15 protein-coding genes are annotated in these 16,977 nt (G+C 65.5%); 1 reads left to right on the top strand and 14 read right to left on the bottom strand.

Translation table 11 applies throughout. From position 1 onward, the window contains the following. Positions 1–18: 18 nt before the first annotated feature. The 12 genes from ASD87_RS13590 to ASD87_RS13535 form a co-directional block, all read right to left on the bottom strand. The gene (locus ASD87_RS13590) at positions 19–762 is read right to left on the bottom strand and encodes a phosphoadenylyl-sulfate reductase (protein WP_056322297.1); all 744 of its coding nucleotides are present in this window, start codon (positions 760–762) and stop codon (positions 19–21) included. Then, positions 759–1,823 (bottom strand): sulfate/molybdate ABC transporter ATP-binding protein, encoded by a 1,065-nt coding sequence (locus tag ASD87_RS13585; RefSeq protein ID WP_056322295.1) that lies wholly within the window; start codon positions 1,821–1,823, stop codon positions 759–761. Before ASD87_RS13585 ends, ASD87_RS13590 begins: the two co-directional genes overlap by 4 nt. A gap of 24 nt (positions 1,824–1,847) precedes the next feature. Next, a complete protein-coding gene (gene cysW / locus ASD87_RS13580) occupies positions 1,848–2,747 on the bottom strand; it encodes a sulfate ABC transporter permease subunit CysW (protein WP_056322293.1) in 900 nt (299 codons plus the stop codon). Then, entirely contained in the window at positions 2,744–3,634 is an 891-nt protein-coding gene (gene cysT / locus ASD87_RS13575) for a sulfate ABC transporter permease subunit CysT (protein ID WP_056322290.1), read from the bottom strand. Before cysT ends, cysW begins: the two co-directional genes overlap by 4 nt. Before the next feature lie 24 nt (positions 3,635–3,658). Next, entirely contained in the window at positions 3,659–4,624 is a 966-nt protein-coding gene (locus ASD87_RS13570) for a sulfate ABC transporter substrate-binding protein (RefSeq protein WP_230964897.1), read from the bottom strand. A 276-nt stretch (positions 4,625–4,900) separates the two neighbouring features. After that, positions 4,901–5,542 carry a peroxiredoxin gene (locus tag ASD87_RS13565; RefSeq protein ID WP_056322285.1) on the bottom strand — a complete coding sequence of 214 codons (642 nt, stop codon included), beginning with the start codon at positions 5,540–5,542 and terminating at the stop codon, positions 4,901–4,903. Between the two features lie 205 nt (positions 5,543–5,747). After that, positions 5,748–7,448, bottom strand: a complete 1,701-nt coding sequence (gene aspT, locus ASD87_RS13560) for an aspartate-alanine antiporter (RefSeq protein WP_056322283.1) — start codon at positions 7,446–7,448, stop codon at positions 5,748–5,750. A gap of 39 nt (positions 7,449–7,487) precedes the next feature. Beyond that, on the bottom strand, positions 7,488–9,308 hold the full coding sequence (locus tag ASD87_RS13555) for a bifunctional aspartate transaminase/aspartate 4-decarboxylase (protein WP_056322281.1): 1,821 nt from the start codon (positions 9,306–9,308) through the stop codon (positions 7,488–7,490). A gap of 115 nt (positions 9,309–9,423) precedes the next feature. Next, positions 9,424–11,115, bottom strand: a complete 1,692-nt coding sequence (gene aspT / locus ASD87_RS13550; protein ID WP_056322278.1) for an aspartate-alanine antiporter — start codon at positions 11,113–11,115, stop codon at positions 9,424–9,426. A 195-nt stretch (positions 11,116–11,310) separates the two neighbouring features. Further along, the gene (locus tag ASD87_RS13545) at positions 11,311–12,240 is read right to left on the bottom strand and encodes an electron transfer flavoprotein subunit alpha/FixB family protein (protein WP_056322276.1); all 930 of its coding nucleotides are present in this window, start codon (positions 12,238–12,240) and stop codon (positions 11,311–11,313) included. Between the two features lie 2 nt (positions 12,241–12,242). After that, positions 12,243–12,992 (bottom strand): electron transfer flavoprotein subunit beta/FixA family protein, encoded by a 750-nt coding sequence (locus tag ASD87_RS13540; protein ID WP_056322273.1) that lies wholly within the window; start codon positions 12,990–12,992, stop codon positions 12,243–12,245. A 71-nt stretch (positions 12,993–13,063) separates the two neighbouring features. Next, positions 13,064–13,987 carry a histone deacetylase family protein gene (locus tag ASD87_RS13535; protein WP_082586273.1) on the bottom strand — a complete coding sequence of 308 codons (924 nt, stop codon included), beginning with the start codon at positions 13,985–13,987 and terminating at the stop codon, positions 13,064–13,066. 10 nt (positions 13,988–13,997) lie between these two features. Here ASD87_RS13535 and mltB point away from each other — a divergent pair, with 10 nt between their 5' ends. Beyond that, complete coding sequence (gene mltB, locus ASD87_RS13530; RefSeq protein WP_056322271.1) at positions 13,998–15,158, top strand: lytic murein transglycosylase B; 1,161 nt, start codon at positions 13,998–14,000, stop codon at positions 15,156–15,158. 156 nt (positions 15,159–15,314) lie between these two features. Here mltB and cysM read toward each other — a convergent pair whose 3' ends face one another. Together cysM and ASD87_RS13520 are read right to left on the bottom strand one after the other, a co-directional pair. Next, positions 15,315–16,223, bottom strand: a complete 909-nt coding sequence (cysM, locus tag ASD87_RS13525; protein WP_056322744.1) for a cysteine synthase CysM — start codon at positions 16,221–16,223, stop codon at positions 15,315–15,317. 215 nt (positions 16,224–16,438) lie between these two features. Continuing rightward, positions 16,439–16,945, bottom strand: coding sequence for a helix-hairpin-helix domain-containing protein (locus ASD87_RS13520; protein ID WP_056322268.1), 507 nt, complete (start codon positions 16,943–16,945; stop codon positions 16,439–16,441). Positions 16,946–16,977 lie beyond the last annotated feature (32 nt).

The raw sequence follows: 16,977 nt of genomic DNA, 5'->3' as shown, positions 1-16,977 counted from the left end.
TTGAATTCATGGCCGCGCTCAATCGGCGCGCGCCGCAGTGGTGATGACCCGGTTGCCCGCGTGCAGGCCGCATTCCTTCGAGTCGGACGATTCCCACCACCACCGCCCTGCTCGCAGGTCCTCGCCGGGGCGGATGGCGCGCGTACAGGGTTCGCAACCGATGGACGGGTAGCCCTGGTCGTGCAGCGGGTTGTAGGGAATGCCGAGCGCGCGGATGGCGGACCAGATGTCGTCCTCGCTCCACTCGGCCAGCGGGTTGAATTTGTAAAGGCCGAAGGTCTTGTCGTCCTCTTCGAGCAGCAGCTCGCCGCGCGTCGTGGACTGCGCGCGCCGCTGCCCGGTGATCCAGGCGCCGCGGCCGGCCAGCGCGCGCTTGAGCGGCTCGACCTTGCGGATCTGGCAACAGGCCTTGCGCAGCTCGACGCTTTCGTAGAAGGCATGGGCGCCATGCGAGGCGACGTGTTCGTCGACCGCTGCCTGCACGGGCCGGTACACCGTGATCTCCCGGCCGTAGCGTTCGCGCACCGCATCCAGCACGCCCAGCGTCTCGGCATGCAGCCGCCCCGTGTCCAGCGTGAAGACCTCAAGATCCAGGTCCGAGCTGTAGATGGCATGCGTCAGCACCATGTCCTCGGCCGCCAACGACGAGGCCAGCGCGGCGTCCGGGTAACGCCGGCGGATGTCCGCCAGGCGCCCGGTCAGGTCGCGCCAGCGCGCCGCCAGGGCGGGTTCAAGTTCTGAAGTGAGTTCCGTTGTGGTCATGGTTGCACCGCGAAAATTCGGGCGCGCCGGGGACGCGCCAGCAGGATCTCGCCATCCTGCAGATTGAGTTGCTGATAAAGGGATTCGGGCACCTCGGCCTCGATGATGGCGTCCGAGTCCTGGCGCGCCAGTTCCAGGTATGCGCTGGGGCCCGCCAGATAGGCGTGAGACAGCCGAACGGCAATACCCTCGGCGCCGGCGCGGTAGCGCTCGACCTCGAACTCATGCGGCCGCACGTAGGCCGTGGCGCGCTGCGCGTCGGCCTGCGCCAGTTCCGGGGCCGGCAGCGACAGGCCGGCGCCTTCCCACACCCCGCGCGTGGCGGTGCCTTGCAGTTGATTCACGTCGCCCAGGAATCCGTAGACGAACGGCGTGGCCGGACTTTCCCAGACCTCGCGCGGCGTGCCCACCTGCTCGATGCGGCCGGCGTTCATCAGCACCACGCGGTCCGAGACTTCCAGCGCCTCTTCCTGATCGTGCGTGACGAACACACTGGCCACGTGCAGTTCGTCGTGCAGCCGCCGCAGCCAGCGGCGCAGCTCCTTGCGCACCTTGGCATCCAGCGCGCCGAAGGGCTCATCGAGCAGCAGCACGCGCGGCTCGACCGCCAGCGCCCGCGCCAGGGCGATGCGCTGGCGCTGCCCGCCCGACAGCTGCGCCGGATAGCGGTCGACCAGCCAGTCCAGTTGCACCAGGCTCAGCAGGTCATGCACCTTGCGCTTGATCTGATCCTCGGACGGACGCTGCGAGCGGTGCTTGACGCGCAGGCCGAAGGCCACGTTCTCGAACACCGTCATGTGCTTGAACAGCGCGTAGTGCTGGAACACGAATCCGACCTGCCGCTGGCGCACGTCCACGGCCGTGGCGTCTTCGCCCGCGAACAGCACGCTGCCCGAATCGGCCGATTCCAGCCCGGCAATGATGCGCAAGAGCGTGGTCTTGCCGCAGCCCGACGGCCCCAGCAGCGCCACCAGCTCGCCGGTCTCGATGTGCAGCGACACATCGTTCAGCGCGCGGAACTGGCCGAAGCGTTTGGATAGATTGCGTACTTCGATACTCATGCCTATGTCTCCTTGCCCAGCCCGTCAGGCGGCAGCCGGGTTGATGGCAACCGCGGGGCCGGGATACTCCACCGGCTGGTCGGCGCCCTGCAGAAGGCGCGCGTTGCGCCACTCGACCACGTTCTTCGCCACCAGGGTCACCAGCGCCAGCAAGGCCAGCAGCGAGGCGACGGCGAACGCCGCGGAATACTGGTATTCGTTGTAGAGAATCTCCACATGCAGGGTCATCGTGTTGGTCAGCCCCCGGATCTGCCCGGACACCACCGACACCGCCCCGAACTCGCCCATCGCCCGCGCGTTGCACAGGATGGCGCCGTACAGCAGGCCCCACTTGATGTTGGGCAGCGTCACGCGCCAGAAGATCTGCCAGCCGCTCGCGCCCAGCGTCAGCGCGGCCTGCTCTTCCTCGCTGCCCTGCGCCTGCATCAGCGGGATCAGTTCGCGCGCCACGAACGGGAACGTCACGAACAACGTCGCGAGAATGATGCCGGGCACCGCATAGACGATCTTGACGTCGTGCGCCTGCAGCCACTCGCCAAACCAGCCCTGCGAGCCGAACAGCAGCACGAACACCAGACCGGCCACCACGGGCGAGACCGAGAACGGCAGGTCGATCAGCGTGATGAGGAACTGCTTGCCGCGGAACTGGAACTTGGTGATGGCCCAGGCCGCCGCCACGCCGAACACCAGATTGACCGGCAAGGCGATTGCCGCGACCAGCAGCGTCAGACGGATCGCCGCCAGCGCGTCCGGTTCGACGATGGCGTCCAGGTACAGCGCCCATCCCTTCCGGAAGGCCTCGGCAAACACGGCCGCCAGCGGCACCAGCAGAAAGAGCGCCAGAAACCCCAGCGCGATGAACAGCAGAACGCCGCGCACCCAGCGCGGCTCGGTCAGATGCGCGGGACGATCCGGTGCGCTCATGACAGCCTCCCCAGGCCGCGGCGCGCCTGCCAGCCCTGCAACAGATTGATGACGAGCAGCAGCACGAACGACAGCACCAGCATCACGGTCGCGATGGCGGCCGCGCCGGCGTAGTCGAACTGCTCCAGCTTGGAAATGATCAGCAGCGGCGTGATCTCGGACACCATGGGCATGTTGCCCGCAATGAACACCACCGATCCGTACTCGCCCACCGCGCGCGCAAACGCCAGCGCAAACCCCGTCATCAGCGCGGGCGTGATGGTCGGCAGCAGCACGCGCCGGAAGGTCTGCCAGCGGTCCGCGCCCAGGCTGGCGGCGGCCTCTTCGATTTCGCGCTCGACATCCTCAAGCACCGGCTGCACCGTGCGCACGACGAACGGCACGCCGATGAAGATGAGCGCGATGACGATGCCCAGCGGCGTGAACGCCACCTTCAGGCCAAACCATTCCGACAACGGCCCGCCCAGCCAGCCCTTCTGCGAGTACAGCGCGGTCAGGGCAATGCCCGCCACGGCGGTGGGCAGCGCGAACGGCAGGTCGACCAGCGCGTCCAGGATCTTCTTGCCGGGAAAGCGGTAGCGCACCAGCACCCACGCAACCACCGTGCCGAACACCAGGTTCACCAGCGCAGCGATGAACGAGGCGCCGAAGGTCAGCTTATAAGAGGCCAGCACCCGCGGCGCGGTGACCGCGTCCCAGAAGCCCTGCCATCCCAGGCCGGCGCTCTTGATGGGCAAGGCGGCAAGCGGGATCAGCACGAGCACGCTGAGATACAGCACCGCGTAGCCCATGGAAATGCCAAATCCGGGCAGCACGCCCGGGCTGTTGCGCCGAGCGGCAAAAGGCGCTTGCGCGCCGTTTGCCACCGGGTTCGAGGCTGAAGTCATGGCCGTCGTCCGAACGTGATGCCGTTATTTCTTCTGCGGCTGGTAGATCTGATCGAAGGTGCCGCCGTCGCTGAAGTGGTCCTTCTGCGCCTTGCGCCAGCCGCCGAAGATCTTGTCGTCGATGGTGACGAGCTTGACCTTGGGGAACTTCGCCTCGTATTTGGCGGCGACCGTCTTGTCCAGCGGACGGTAGTAATTCCTGGCGATGATTTCCTGGGCGGCCGGGGTGTACAGGAATTCCAGATAGGCCTGCGCGGCGGCGCGGGTGCCCTTCTTGTCCACGACCTTGTCGACGATGGCGACCGGCGGTTCGGCCAGGATGGACAGCGACGGCACCACGATGTCGAACTTGTCCGGGCCCAGTTCCTCCAGGGCCAGGAACGCTTCGTTCTCCCAGGCCAGCAGCACGTCGCCCACGCCGCGCTCCACGAACGTCGTGGTGGCGCCGCGCGCGCCGGTATCCAGCACCGGCACATGCTTGAGCAGGTCGCCGACGAAGGCGCGCGCCTTGTCCTCGCTGCCGCCGTTCTTTTCCAGCGCGTAGGCCCACGCGGCCAGGTAGTTCCAGCGGGCGCCGCCCGAGGTCTTGGGATTCGGGGTGATGACCTGCACGCCGTCCTTGACCAGATCGTCCCAGTCCTTGATCTGCTTGGGGTTGCCCTTGCGCACCAGGAACACGATGGTGGACGTGTACGGCGAGCTGTTCTGCGGCAGGCGGGTCTGCCAGTTCTCGGGCAGCAGGCCGCGGTCGGCGATGGCGTCGATGTCGTAGGCCAGCGCCAGCGTCACCACGTCGGCTTCCAGCCCGTCGATGACCGAACGCGCCTGGCGGCCGGAACCGCCGTGCGACTGGCGGATCGTCAGATCGACGTTGGCCTTTTCCTTGTACTGCTTGACGAAGGCGTCATCGATGGCGCGGTAGAGTTCGCGCGTCGGATCGTAGGACACGTTCAACAGCGTCTGCTTCTGCTGTGCCTGCGCGGGCGCCATCGCGGCAAACGACACCGTGACTGCGGCCAAGGCGGCCAACCAACCGGCTTTCCTGAAAGACATGCCCTGCTCCCTGTGATCTGCAATGTGGAGGCAAGTTTGCGGGCAGGCCGATCTGAACGGAACGAATCATTTTTTGATTGCTCATCGCCAAGAGGCATATAGGACGCGCGTCCCAGCAACGAAAAACCGCCGCAATCCTCTATGAAGATTGCGGCGGTCCGGGTGGTTATCCGGCGCGCTGAAGCGGCAGCGCGCACCCCCTGTTTTTCGTATTTACTTATTCGGTTGCGGCGTGATGCGCAGGTACGGACGCACGGCCTTGTAGCCTTTGGGGAACTTCTCCTTGATGACCGCTTCGTCCTGCAGGGAAGGAACAATGATCACGTCGTCGCCGTCTTCCCAATTGACCGGCGTGGCCACGCTGTGGCTGTCGGTCAGTTGCAGCGAATCGATGACGCGCAGGATCTCATTGAAATTGCGGCCCGTGCTGGCGGGATACGTGATGGTCAGGCGGACCTTCTTGTTCGGATCGATGACGAACACCGAACGCACGGTCGCCGTGGCGCTGGCATTCGGGTGGATCATGTCGTACAGCTCGGAGACCTTGCGGTCCTTGTCGGCGATGATCGGAAAGTTGACCGTCGTCGATTGCGTGTCGTTGATGTCTTCGATCCACTTGGCGTGCGAATCGGCGCCATCGACCGACAGGGCCAGAACCTTCACGTTGCGCTTGGCGAACTCGTCGGCCAGCTTGGCGGTGTAGCCCAGCTCGGTCGTGCAGACGGGCGTGAAATCGGCCGGATGCGAGAAAAGCACCCCCCAGCTGTTGCCCAGGTACTCGTGGAAGCGGATCTTGCCAGCCGAGGATTCCTGCTCGAAATCAGGGGCGGTGTCGCCCAGGCGTAGTTGACTCATGATGTCTCCTGTACGGGATTCAGTTGATGGGACCGGCCGCCGGTCCGGCTTGGACCGCAGCGGGCAATCGCGTTTCGGGGCGGCGGTGACCGCGTGTGAAACGATTCTTCCATCAAACCAACAGGCGGGGAAATACGCAAGTCATATAACCTTATGCAATATTCGCAGCAGCCTTTGCGCCGCCTCGCCCCGGGGCCGAAGACCCTCAGCTCAGGTGGTACGCCAGCGACACGATGATCGGGCCAAGCACCGGCAGCAGCACGTTCGCGATGGCGTACGTCACGGTGTAACCCAAAAGGGGCACCGAACTACCGCTGGCCGTCAGGATGGCGCTGATGGCCGGCGTGCTGACATGCTGCCCGGCAATGGCGCCCACCAGCAGCGGCCCTTCGATCTTCAAGAGCTTGTGTCCCACCCAGAGTGACAGGCACGCGGGCCCCAGCGACACCAACAGGCCGATCAAGGGCAGCACCGCGCCATGCTCGCGGATCAGCGACAGTGCATCCGGCCCAGCCGACAGCCCCACGCAGGCCACGAAGATCGCCAGTCCCAGGTCCTTGAGCAGTTGCACGGCATGGGCCGGCATGTGTCCGATCGACGGCCGCTTCGCATTGATCCAGCCGCACACCAGGCCGCTGACCAGCGCCCCGCCCCCGCTGCCCAGCGATACCGGAATCCCCCACAGCCTTGCCCCCAGGCTGCCGATCATCAGCCCGGCAAGAATGCCGAACGCCAGAAAGACCAGGTCGGTCACGCCGCTACGGCGCAGTTCGGATCCCAGCGCCGCACCCGCCTCGGACAGCTCGGGCTGGGCGCCCACCAGGGTGACCAGATCGCCGTATTGCACGACCGTCGCGGGGGTCAGGGGCAGCACGTGCCCGGACCGCGTAATGGATTGCAGGAACACGCCACGCGCGCGCCGGGCGTTGGGGCGCTTAGCCAGCTCGCCCACCGTATGACCATTGACGGTCTTCTTGCTGACGATGACTTGCAGCTCGCTCAATTGCAGGTCGTCCGCATGCGCCTCAGGCAACTGGATTTCCGGGCCGATCACCGATCCGGCCCGCAGCGCAAAACGGCGCAGTCCCAGCACCACCACGATGTCGCCGGTCGCCAGCACATAATCGGGCGTGGCATCGACCGCCTCGCCATTGCGCAGGACGCGGCTGACCACCGTGCGTCCGCCCAACTGGGCCTCCACGTCGGCGACCCGTTTGCCGTCCACGTCCTTGACCACGTGGGCGCGTCCCACCAGACGCGGCAGTGTCGGCAGGCTGGCCTCGTCGTTGTCGCCGGGCGTGGCGCCCAACTGGGCCTCCAGCGCCTTGGACGCCTCGCGCAGGTTGATGCGCAGCAGCGCGGGCGCCACCTGGCTGGTGAAGAACACGATGCTGATAAGCCCCACCAGGTAGGTCAGCGTGTAGGCCGTCGCGATGTTGGCCTCCATGCGCTGCACCTCGGCATCCGGCAGCCCCAGGTGCTTGAGCGCCTCGGCGGCGGTGCCAACGACCGCCGATTCCGTGGCCGCGCCGGCCGCCAGGCCCGCGGCGGTGCCCGCATCCAGCCCGAACAGCGGCACGGCCGTCAGCACGATCGTCAAGACCAGCACCGCCTCGATCAGCGGCAGCGCCACAAAGCGCAGGCTGGACCGGTTGAGGTTGGCGAAGAACTGCGGGCCGCCGGAGTAGCCCATGGCAAAGATGAACAGGGCGAACGCGACCTCCTTCAGGTCGCCGCGCATCTGGCAGCCCGTCTGGCCGATCAGCAGGGCGACGATCAGCGTGCCGCACACCCCGCCTAGCTGTATCGGCCCGACCTTCAGCTTGCCGATCAGGTATCCCAAGCCCACCGTGACGAACAACACCGCGATGGGGACGTTATTGAAAAACCCGACCGAACACGTCATGAGTTCACGCCGCCCTGTTGTTGCCTGCGTTGCGCCCGCCTACTTCACGGCGGCCTTCTTGGCCGACTTCGCAGCGGTGTCGGCCTTCTTCACCGCCTTCTTCACTGCCTTCTTGGCCGCCGTCTTGCCAGCCGGGACGCGCTTCTTGGCGGCAGACGCCTTGACCGTCTGGCCCTTGCCCGCGGTGGGGCCGGAACGCACCAGTTCAGACGACTTCCACGCCTCGACATACTCGGTCGCGGATTCGACCATGTACTTGCCGATCTTGGCGTAGTCCCCGTCGTCCAGGTTGGCCAGCGAAATTCGGATCGACCACGGCGGGCCGCCGAAGCCGCCGCCATCCATCAGCACGACCCCCGACTTCTCGGCCAGGCGGAACAGAAAGTCCACCGGTTCGTAGTTGTCGATCATGTATTTGCAGAAGGCGTCTCCATACATGACCTTGGCCCAGACCATGAAGTCCAGTTCGACGTAATACCAGCCCCGCATCGGATCTTCCGGCGGCATCGGAATGCCCAGCCCCCGCCACAGCGCGTCGCGCCGGCTGCGCACGATCTGCATGGTCAGATGCTTGTAGGCGTCCTTCAGGTCCAGCAGATGCGACAGCGCGAAAAAGCCCATCTGCACCTGCTGCGGCAACGATAGGCCGGCCGTGTGGTTCAGGGCAACATCGCGGCTGTCGGCAACCAGGCGGTCGATGAACTTCAGTTTCTCCGGCTCCATCGTCATGGCGCTATAGCGCTTGTCCAGCCGTTTTTTCCACGCTGCGGGCAGCTCGGCGATGCGCCGGTCCATCGTGTTGTTCTCGTGCGTGGCGATGACGCCCAGACGCCAGCCGGTGCAGCCGAAATTCTTGGAAAAGGAGTACACGCAAATGGTGTTCTGCGGCACCTCGGCCATCAGCGACCGGAAGTTCGGCACGAAGGTGCCATAGACGTCGTCGGTCACCAGCACCAGGTCGGGATTCTTGCGGATCAGGCGCACGATCTGCTTCATCTCGACGGGACTGAATGCGACGGAGGGCGGGTTGCTCGGGTTCACCGTGACCGCCAGCTTGATCTTGGGATCCTCAAGCTTGGCGATTTCCGAGGGCGGATAGTGCCAATCGTGCGTGCCGTCGGCGCGCATGCTGCTGGCGTTGATGCCGACGATCTTGAACTGGAAGCGCTCGAGGTGCGCGATCTCGATGTAGGGCGTGAAGGTGGGCAGGAACAGCGCGATGGTGTCGCCCTGCTTGAGCAGACCGTTGACCATCAGCGAATCGAAGATGTAGCACATGGCCGCCGTGCCGCCTTCCACCGGGAAGAGATCGAACTTGCCCTTGGGCGGGCGGCCATCGCACATTTCCTTGACGAGGTAGTCATGGATGATCTGCTCGATGTGCACCAACGCCCGGGGAGGCACGGGATAGTGGTCGCCGATGATGCTGTCGGTCAGTTCATGGATCCATTCGTCCGGATCAAACCCCTTGATCTTCACGCCGTATTCCAGCACCCCGACCAGAAAGTCGTAGCCGTCTTCACCCTTGTGCTTGGAGAGGAACTTGCGCAGCCGGTCGGCGCATCCCTTCTTGGCCGGCATGCCCGCCAGAATGCCTTCGTCGCGCACCCGGCGCGCCTCTTTCATGGCAAACCGGCCCAACAGGAAAAACGCATCCCGCGGTTCCGTGGCGATCCAGTTGGGATTGCCCCGGCCCGCATTCAGCATGGAGGCGGCGGCCGATTGCTGGCTATCCTTGGCCAGCGTGATCAGATAGTCCTTCAGTTCAAACGGAGACAACTGTTCCAGGTCGCGCTGATGGGAACGCGTGGTCTTCAAGGCCGAGGCCAGGCTGACGGTGACGGGCGCAGTGGAAGCCATTTTGTGTACTCCTGATGAGCTTGTTGGCCGACGCCGTGAAGACCGGCGCCGTTACGATTGCCGCGCTTTTCTGCTCTGTAGCACCCGCACGCCGCGGCTTTGCGGGGCTGTCCTGCTAGGCCATGAGCATGACGATGACAATGCCCCAGATGATCAGGAGGGTATTGCCGATGGCATAAGGCACCGTGTAGCCAAGCGCCGGGACCTGGCTTTTCGCCGTCTCGGTGATCTGGCCGATGGCCGCGGTCGTGGTCCGGGCGCCGGCGCAGACCCCCAACGCAATGGCCGGGTGGAACTTGAAGACATGACGGGCGATCAGCACGCCCAGGATCATCGGAATGCTGGTGGCGATGACACCGGCGATGAAAAGCTTGGCGCCCAACTGCTGAAAACCCTGTACGAACCCCGGTCCGGACACGATGCCCACGACGGCGACGAACGCGGTAAGGCCGACCGATGTCAGGAACCAGTGCACCGGCTCGGGCACACGCCCGAACGTCGGATGCACGGAGCGCAGATAGCCGAACACCAGCCCTGAAATCAGCGCGCCGCCGGAGGTCGACAGCGTGATCGGAATTCCGCCCACGGTCAGCACCAGCGTGCCGAACAACCCGCCCAGCAAAATGCCGAAACCCACGAACACCATGTCGGTCTGGTTGGTCGCGCGGTCCACGTAGCCCAGCTTGCCCACGACCCGTTCGACGTCGCGCTTGGCGCCCAACATGAAAAGGCGGTCGCCGCGGTCCAGCTTCAGGCCCCAGTTGACCGGCATCTCGTGGCCGCCACGCACGACCTTGCGCAGGAATACGCCCCGGCCCAGTTGGCGCACAGTCTCGTTATCGGCAAGCTCCTTGATCGTCTTGCCGGCCACGTTCTTGTTGGTCAGCACGACTTCGACGACTTCGGCGGGCAGGTTGATGACGTCACGGTCCTCGACCTCGGTGCCAATGAGACCCGAGGCCTGCAGCACCAGCGCGTCATGGCGTCCGGTTACGCCCAGCACGTCGCCCGCCTGCAATGCGGTGGTGGAGTCGGCATCGATGATCTGGTCGCCGCGGCGGATACGCTCGACAAACACGCGGGCGTCGACGAACTTCGCCTCCAGGTCGCCCACCGTCTTTCCCACGTATTCCGTGTTGTCCAGCCGGTATGCCCGCGCCGTGAATTTGCGGTAGCCCGACAGTTCCATCGAGTCCGCCCCCCCGGACATCTTGGCCTCGTACTCCTGGCATTCCTTGACGATGTCCACGCGCATCAGCTTCGGACCCAGGGACGCCAGCAGCCAGGCGCTTCCCACCGTGCCGTAGATGTAGCAGACCGCGTACGCGACGGGGATGCTGTCGATCCACTGCTTCTTGGTGGCGGCGTCGACGGACAGCCCGTTGATCGTATCGGTGGCCACGCCCATGACCGCCGAAATGGTCTGCGCGCCCGACAGCAATCCCGCGCCTGTGCCGGCGTCAAAGCCGAACGCAACCGCGGTCCCCCAAGTGACCAGCAGGCAGAGCACGCAGATGACGACGGCAAAAATGACCTGAGGAAGGCCATCGCTTTTCATGCCGCGGAAGAATTGCGGTCCTACGCCGTAGCCAAGACCGAAGAGGAAAAGCAGGAAAAACACCTGCTTGAGAATGGGGGCAATCGATATGTTGAGCTGGCCGACCAGCACGCCCACCAACAGAGTTCCCGTTACTGCGCCCAGATTGAAGCCGAAGATCTTCTTGGCGCCGATCCAATAGCCAAGACCCAAGGTCAGGAAAATCGCCAGCTCCGGGTACTTACGTAGTGTGTCAAAGAACCATTCCATCACGAATCTCCTTCGTTCTGTACAGGTCAAGCACATTCGCAAACAGGGGGTAGCGCGTCGGTTACGTTAGCAGAGTCTTTGCGAAAATCAAACGTTTTTGACAATTTTGCGGCGCGGATAAAACGCGCAAAAAAACCGCGCAAAAAAAACCGCGGGCGTCACGCCCGCGGTTCTGATTGACGCCTGCGCTGCGGTTTACAGCGCGTTGGTCAGTTCGGGAACGACCGTGAACAGATCGCCCACCAGGCCGTAATCGGCCACGCCAAAAATCGGCGCCTCGGCGTCCTTGTTGATCGCGACGATGACCTTCGAGTCCTTCATGCCAGCCAGATGCTGGATGGCGCCCGAGATGCCGACGGCCACGTACAGTTGCGGCGCGACGATCTTGCCGGTCTGGCCAACCTGCCAGTCGTTCGGCGCATAGCCGGCGTCGACCGCGGCGCGCGAAGCGCCCAGCGCCGCGCCCAGCTTGTCGGCCAGCGGATCCAGGATCTTGAAGTTTTCGGCGCTGCCCAGACCGCGGCCGCCCGACACCACGACGCGGGCGCCGGCCAGTTCGGGACGATCGCTCTTGGCGACTTCGCGGCCCACGAACGTGGACAGGCCCGAGTCGGCGACAGCGGCAGCGTCTTCGACTGAGGCGGAACCGCCTTGCGCGGCAACGGCATCAAAGCCGGTCGTGCGCACGGTGATGACCTTGACGGCGTCGGCCGATTGCACGGTGGCAATGGCGTTGCCGGCGTAGATCGGACGCTGGAACGTATCGGCGGATTCGACGCCGATGATGTCGGAGATCTGCGCCACGTCGAGCTTGGCGGCTACGCGCGGCGCCACGTTCTTGCCCGAGGCAGTGGCCGGGAACAGGATGTGGCTGTAGCTCGAGGCCACGGCCAGCACCTGCGCGGCGATGTTTTCGGCCAGGCCGTCAGCCAGATGCGGGGCATCGGCCAGCAGGACCTTCGCCACGCCGGCGGCCTGGGCGGCCTGGTCGGCCACGGCACGCGCGTTGGCGCCGGCGACCAGCACGTGCACGTCGCCTCCGATCTTGGCGGCGGCGGCGATGGCGTTCAGGGTTGCGCCCTTGAGTTGGGCGTTATCGTGTTCGGCAATAACCAGCGTCGTCATGATCAGACCACCTTCGCTTCGTTCTTGAGTTTGTCCACCAGCGCCGCGACATCGGCAACCTTGATGCCGGCCTTGCGGGCGGGCGGCTCGCTGACCTTCAGCGTCTTCAGGCGGGGCGCGGGATCAACGCCCAGGTCTTGCGGCGTGACGGTGTCCAACTGCTTTTTCTTGGCCTTCATGATGTTCGGCAGCGTGACGTAGCGCGGCTCGTTCAGGCGCAGGTCGGTGGTCACGATGGCGGGCAGCTTGAGCGACAGGGTTTCCAGGCCGCCGTCGACTTCGCGCGTTACGGTGACCTTGCCGTCGGCCAGTTCGACCTTGCTGGCGAACGTGGCTTGCGGCCAGTCCAGCAGCGCGGCCAGCATCTGGCCCGTCTGGTTGGCGTCGTCGTCGATGGCCTGCTTGCCCAGAATCACGAGCTGGGGCTGTTCCTTATCGACCAGCGCCTTGAGCAGCTTGGCGACAGCCAGCGGCTGCAGTTCGGCATCGGTCTGGACCAGCACGCCGCGATCGGCGCCGATGGCCATGGCGGTACGCAGTGTCTCCTGGCATTGCGCAACGCCGCAAGAAACCGCCACGACTTCAGCGACCGCGCCCTTTTCCTTCAGGCGGGTGGCTTCTTCGACGGCGATCTCGTCAAAGGGGTTCATGGACATCTTCACGTTGGCGATATCCACGCCGGTCTGATCAGACTTGACGCGCACCTTGACGTTGTAGTCAACGACGCGCTTGACAGGTACCAACACCTTCATCCCGCTGCCTCCAATTGGAAAATAATGACCCGGCATGCGCCGGGATCGCATTGCACAATTTTTTCCTGATTCTACAGCTTCGCCAGCGCCCGTATGTGCGCGACCACGCTGCGGCCCAGGGCGGACAAGTTGTAACCGCCCTCGAGCGTGCTCACGATCCGGCCCTGACAGTGGCGATCGGCCACCTCGACCAGTTGCTCGGTGATCCAGGCGTAGTCCGCCTCCACCAGGCCCATCTGCCCCATGTCGTCCTCGCGATGGGCATCGAAGCCCGCGGACACTAGGATCAATTCCGGACGGTGCGCCTCCAGCCGCGGCAGCCAGGTGTCCGTGACGATGGTCCTGACCGCGGCGCCAGCCGTGTAGGCCGGCACGGGCACATTGAGCATGTTGGCGGCCGGATGGTCCGCGCCGCTGTTGGGAAAGAACGGATGCTGGAAGAAGCTGCACATCAGCACCCGATCGTCCCCGGCAAAGACATCTTCGGTGCCGTTGCCATGATGGACGTCGAAATCGACGATCGCCACGCGCGTCAGGCCGTGAAAGTCCATGGCATGCTGCGCCGCAATGGCGACGTTGTTGAAAAAGCAGAAGCCCATGGCCTGCGACCGGCACGCGTGGTGCCCGGGCGGACGCACGGCGCAGAAAGCCGTTCGCGCCTCGCCGCCCAGCACGGCATCGACCGCCGCCACCCCCGCTCCCGCCGCATGCAACGCCGCCTCGAAGGTGTGCGGGTTCATGAGCGTATCGGGATCGATAGGGTAATACCCTTGGTCCGGCGTATGTTTCTGCAAACTGTCCAGGTACTGGACAGTGTGCACGCGCAAGAGGTCATTGCGGGACGCCTGCGGCGCCTGCCGGTCATTCAGGTAAGGCATCAATCCGCTTGCGAGCAACTGATCGGAGATGGCGTCCAGCCTCTGGGGGCTTTCCGGATGCCAGCTTCCCATTTCATGCAAGCGGCATGCCGGGTGGGTAAGATACATGGTCTCCATAAGGAAGATTATGTTCATCTGTCGGCGAATACTGCAACTCGGCGCGCTTTCCGCTCTGCTGGCGGGGTGCTCCACCACCACTCCCACCGCAGCAACCTCCACTCCTTCCGCTTCCCAGACCGCTCAGGCTTCAGGGACGCCCGCCATCCGCATCGGGCCCAGCACGCCGACGCTCGGCCCCGAACTCGCGGACGACGCGCCCGCCACGCTGACGCCATCCGGCGCCTTGCGGCCCGACGTCCGCACCTTCGTCGAAAACCTGGCCGCCGAGCGTCAGCTGCCGCTGGCGCCGATGGTCCAGGCGCTGGAAAGCTCACGTTACAACGCCACGGTGGCGCGGCTCATCGCGCCCTCCCCACCCGGCAAGAAGGTCTGGCGCAGCTGGCTGACCTATCGCTCGCGCTTCGTCGAACCCAAGCGCATTGCCTGGGGCGTCGAGTTCTACAACGAAAACCGCGACCTGCTGAATCAGGCGGCGCAACGCTTCGGCGTGCCGGCCCCGATCATCGCCTCCATCATCGGCGTCGAAACGCTGTATGGCCGCAACATGGGCAATTTCCGCGTGCTGGACGCGCTGGCCACGCTGGCCTTCGACTACCCGGACCCGGCCAAGCCCGAGCGCGCCACGATGTTCCGCACCCAGCTGGCCGACTTCCTGACGCTCGTCATGAACGACAAGCTGGAACTGGAAACCAAGGGGTCTTACGCCGGCGCGATCGGCATGCCGCAATTCATGCCGACCAGCGTGATGCATTACGCCGTGGACGGCGACGGCAACGGCCATATCGACCTGACCAACAACACCCAGGACGCCATCATGTCCGTGGGCAGTTTCCTGGCGCAGCACGGCTGGCAGCGCGGCGTGCCGGTGTTCGCGCCCGTGGTGCTGCCCGCCGACCCGACCGCCTTGGTGGACGGCGGCCTGGAGCCCAAGCAAAGCTGGACCACGCTGACGGCGGCCGGCTCGCGCCTGCAGCCCGGCGCATCCAGCGATGGCTGGGTCAGCCAGCCGCTGGGCGTGGTGGATCTGGTCGAGGAAATGCGCGGCACGGCGCAGTATCGCGTGGGGACGCCCAACTTCTTTGCGCTCACCAAGTACAACCGCAGCTACTTCTACGCCACGTCCGTGGCCGACCTGGCCACCGAGATCGAGGCCCGGGTGACGCGATGATCGCGCGCGCGCCGATTTTTCCCGCGCGGTGACTGCTGCCGCGCGGATGGACAAACGCCCCGGCGGATTCAACCGCCGGGGCGTTTTTTCATTCAAGGGATTGCCGCCTCGTCCTGGGCGGCACGCCACGCAATCCCGCGCGGGCCAGCCAGCAGGTCAGTTGAAGACGCCCGTGGACAGATAGCGGTCGCCGCGGTCGCACACGATGAACACGATGGTCGCATCGTTGACGCGCTCGGCAACCCGCAGGGCCGCGACCAGGGCGCCGGCCGACGAGATCCCGCCGAAAATGCCTTCCTCGGCGGCCAGCCGCCGCGCCATCACTTCGGCTTCGGACTGCTGGATGGACTCGTAGGCGTCCACACGGCTGCGGTCGAAGATCTTGGGCATATAGGCCTCGGGCCATTTGCGGATGCCCGGGATCTGCGATCCTTCGGCCGGCTGCGCACCCACCACCTGCACGGCGGGGTTGCGCGACTTGAGGTACGTGGACACGCCCATGATCGTGCCCGTGGTGCCCATGGCGCTGACGAAGTGCGTGATGCGTCCTTCCGTCTGGTTCCAGAGTTCCGGGCCCGTGGTTTCAATGTGCGCGCGCGGATTGTCGGGATTGGCGAACTGGTCCAGCACCAGCCCCCGGCCATCGGCCTGCATCTCGGTGGCCAGGTCGCGGGCGTATTCCATGCCGCCCTTGTCGGCCGGCGTCAGGATGAGCTCAGCGCCATACGCCGCCATGGCGGCACGCCGCTCGACGGACAGGTTGTCCGGCATGATCAGGATCATGCGGTAGCCCTTCATGGCGGCGGCCATGGCCAGCGCAATGCCGGTATTGCCGCTGGTGGCTTCGATGAGCGTGTCGCCCGGCTTGATGTCGCCGCGCTCTTCCGCGCGCTGGATCATCGACAAGGCCGGGCGATCCTTCACGGATCCCGCCGGGTTGTTGCCTTCCAGCTTGGCCAGGATGACATTGCCGCGCGCGTCGCCCGCCGCCCCGGGAATGCGCTGCAGGCGCACCAGGGGCGTGTTGCCGACGGTCTGCTCGATGGTGGGGTAGGTAGTAGTCATGCGGTCGATCATAACTCCGCCCGGCGCCGCGCGGCCCCAAAAGCCGCGCACACGCCAGGGGCTCCCCGCATCGCCGGGATGCGGGGATGCGGGGATGCCGGATCGTCGGATAGTCGGATCGTCGGATCGCCGGATCGCTGGATCGCTGGACCTTGGGATCGCCGGATCGCCGGATCGGCTGATCGGCTGATCGGCTGATCGCCAGATCGCCGGGCTCAGGGCTTGGCGCGGGCCGGGACCGGCGCGCCGCCCGCCGTGGACGCCCCGGCCGGCTTTGCCGCAGCCGCCTTGCCTGCTGCGGCGCGGGCTGCGGGCGCGGTTGCCGCCGCAGACTTCGGTGCGGCGCCCGCCGCGCCGATCGTCAGGCCCGCCGCTTGAAGCGCCTGCGCCTTTTTCTGTCCGATGCCCCGCACACGCTCGGTCAGGTCGTCCAGCGATTCGAAACGGCCACCGCGCTCGCGTTCGCGCACGATGATGTCGGCGGTGCGCGGGCCGATGCCCCGCAGGCCTTCAAGCTGGGCCGCCGTTGCCTGGTTGATATCCACGGCCTGGGCGGGCGGCGCGGCCACGCCAAGGCCGGCGGACAGCAGCAAGGCGCCAAGCGCCTGCCGCAGCACACGCTGGCCCGTGCGCGGGCAGGCGGGCATGGCGGCCGGACGCGCGCGGCGCCACGGCGCGAGCGGCAGATGGCGGGCAACGGTGGAATGGACTAAGGGATTCATGGGTTCTCCTGACGGGTCGGAGCGCAGCGGTT

Source organism: Achromobacter sp. Root170, assembly GCF_001428165.1.
GTDB classification, from domain to species: domain Bacteria; phylum Pseudomonadota; class Gammaproteobacteria; order Burkholderiales; family Burkholderiaceae_B; genus Achromobacter; species Achromobacter mucicolens.
This window is presented reverse-complemented; position numbering and strand designations above follow the sequence as displayed.

What these genes read in the sequence shown, in the direction of transcription:
- ASD87_RS13585 (WP_056322295.1), bottom strand. Translation starts at nt 1,823, where the DNA reads ATGAGTATCGAAGTACGCAATCTATCCAAACGCTTCGGCCAGTTCCGC.
- aspT (WP_056322278.1), bottom strand. Translation starts at nt 11,115, where the DNA reads ATGGAATGGTTCTTTGACACACTACGTAAGTACCCGGAGCTGGCGATT.
- ASD87_RS13540 (WP_056322273.1), bottom strand. Translation starts at nt 12,992, where the DNA reads ATGAAGGTGTTGGTACCTGTCAAGCGCGTCGTTGACTACAACGTCAAG.
- ASD87_RS13555 (WP_056322281.1), bottom strand. Translation starts at nt 9,308, where the DNA reads ATGGCTTCCACTGCGCCCGTCACCGTCAGCCTGGCCTCGGCCTTGAAG.
- ASD87_RS13590 (WP_056322297.1), bottom strand. Translation starts at nt 762, where the DNA reads ATGACCACAACGGAACTCACTTCAGAACTTGAACCCGCCCTGGCGGCG.
- ASD87_RS13565 (WP_056322285.1), bottom strand. Translation starts at nt 5,542, where the DNA reads ATGAGTCAACTACGCCTGGGCGACACCGCCCCTGATTTCGAGCAGGAA.
- ASD87_RS13520 (WP_056322268.1), bottom strand. Translation starts at nt 16,945, where the DNA reads ATGAATCCCTTAGTCCATTCCACCGTTGCCCGCCATCTGCCGCTCGCG.
- ASD87_RS13570 (WP_230964897.1), bottom strand. Translation starts at nt 4,624, where the DNA reads ATGGCGCCCGCGCAGGCACAGCAGAAGCAGACGCTGTTGAACGTGTCC.
- cysW (WP_056322293.1), bottom strand. Translation starts at nt 2,747, where the DNA reads ATGAGCGCACCGGATCGTCCCGCGCATCTGACCGAGCCGCGCTGGGTG.
- mltB (WP_056322271.1), top strand. Translation starts at nt 13,998, where the DNA reads ATGTTCATCTGTCGGCGAATACTGCAACTCGGCGCGCTTTCCGCTCTG.
- cysM (WP_056322744.1), bottom strand. Translation starts at nt 16,223, where the DNA reads ATGACTACTACCTACCCCACCATCGAGCAGACCGTCGGCAACACGCCC.
- ASD87_RS13535 (WP_082586273.1), bottom strand. Translation starts at nt 13,987, where the DNA reads ATGGAGACCATGTATCTTACCCACCCGGCATGCCGCTTGCATGAAATG.
- ASD87_RS13545 (WP_056322276.1), bottom strand. Translation starts at nt 12,240, where the DNA reads ATGACGACGCTGGTTATTGCCGAACACGATAACGCCCAACTCAAGGGC.
- cysT (WP_056322290.1), bottom strand. Translation starts at nt 3,634, where the DNA reads ATGACTTCAGCCTCGAACCCGGTGGCAAACGGCGCGCAAGCGCCTTTT.
- aspT (WP_056322283.1), bottom strand. Translation starts at nt 7,448, where the DNA reads ATGACGTGTTCGGTCGGGTTTTTCAATAACGTCCCCATCGCGGTGTTG.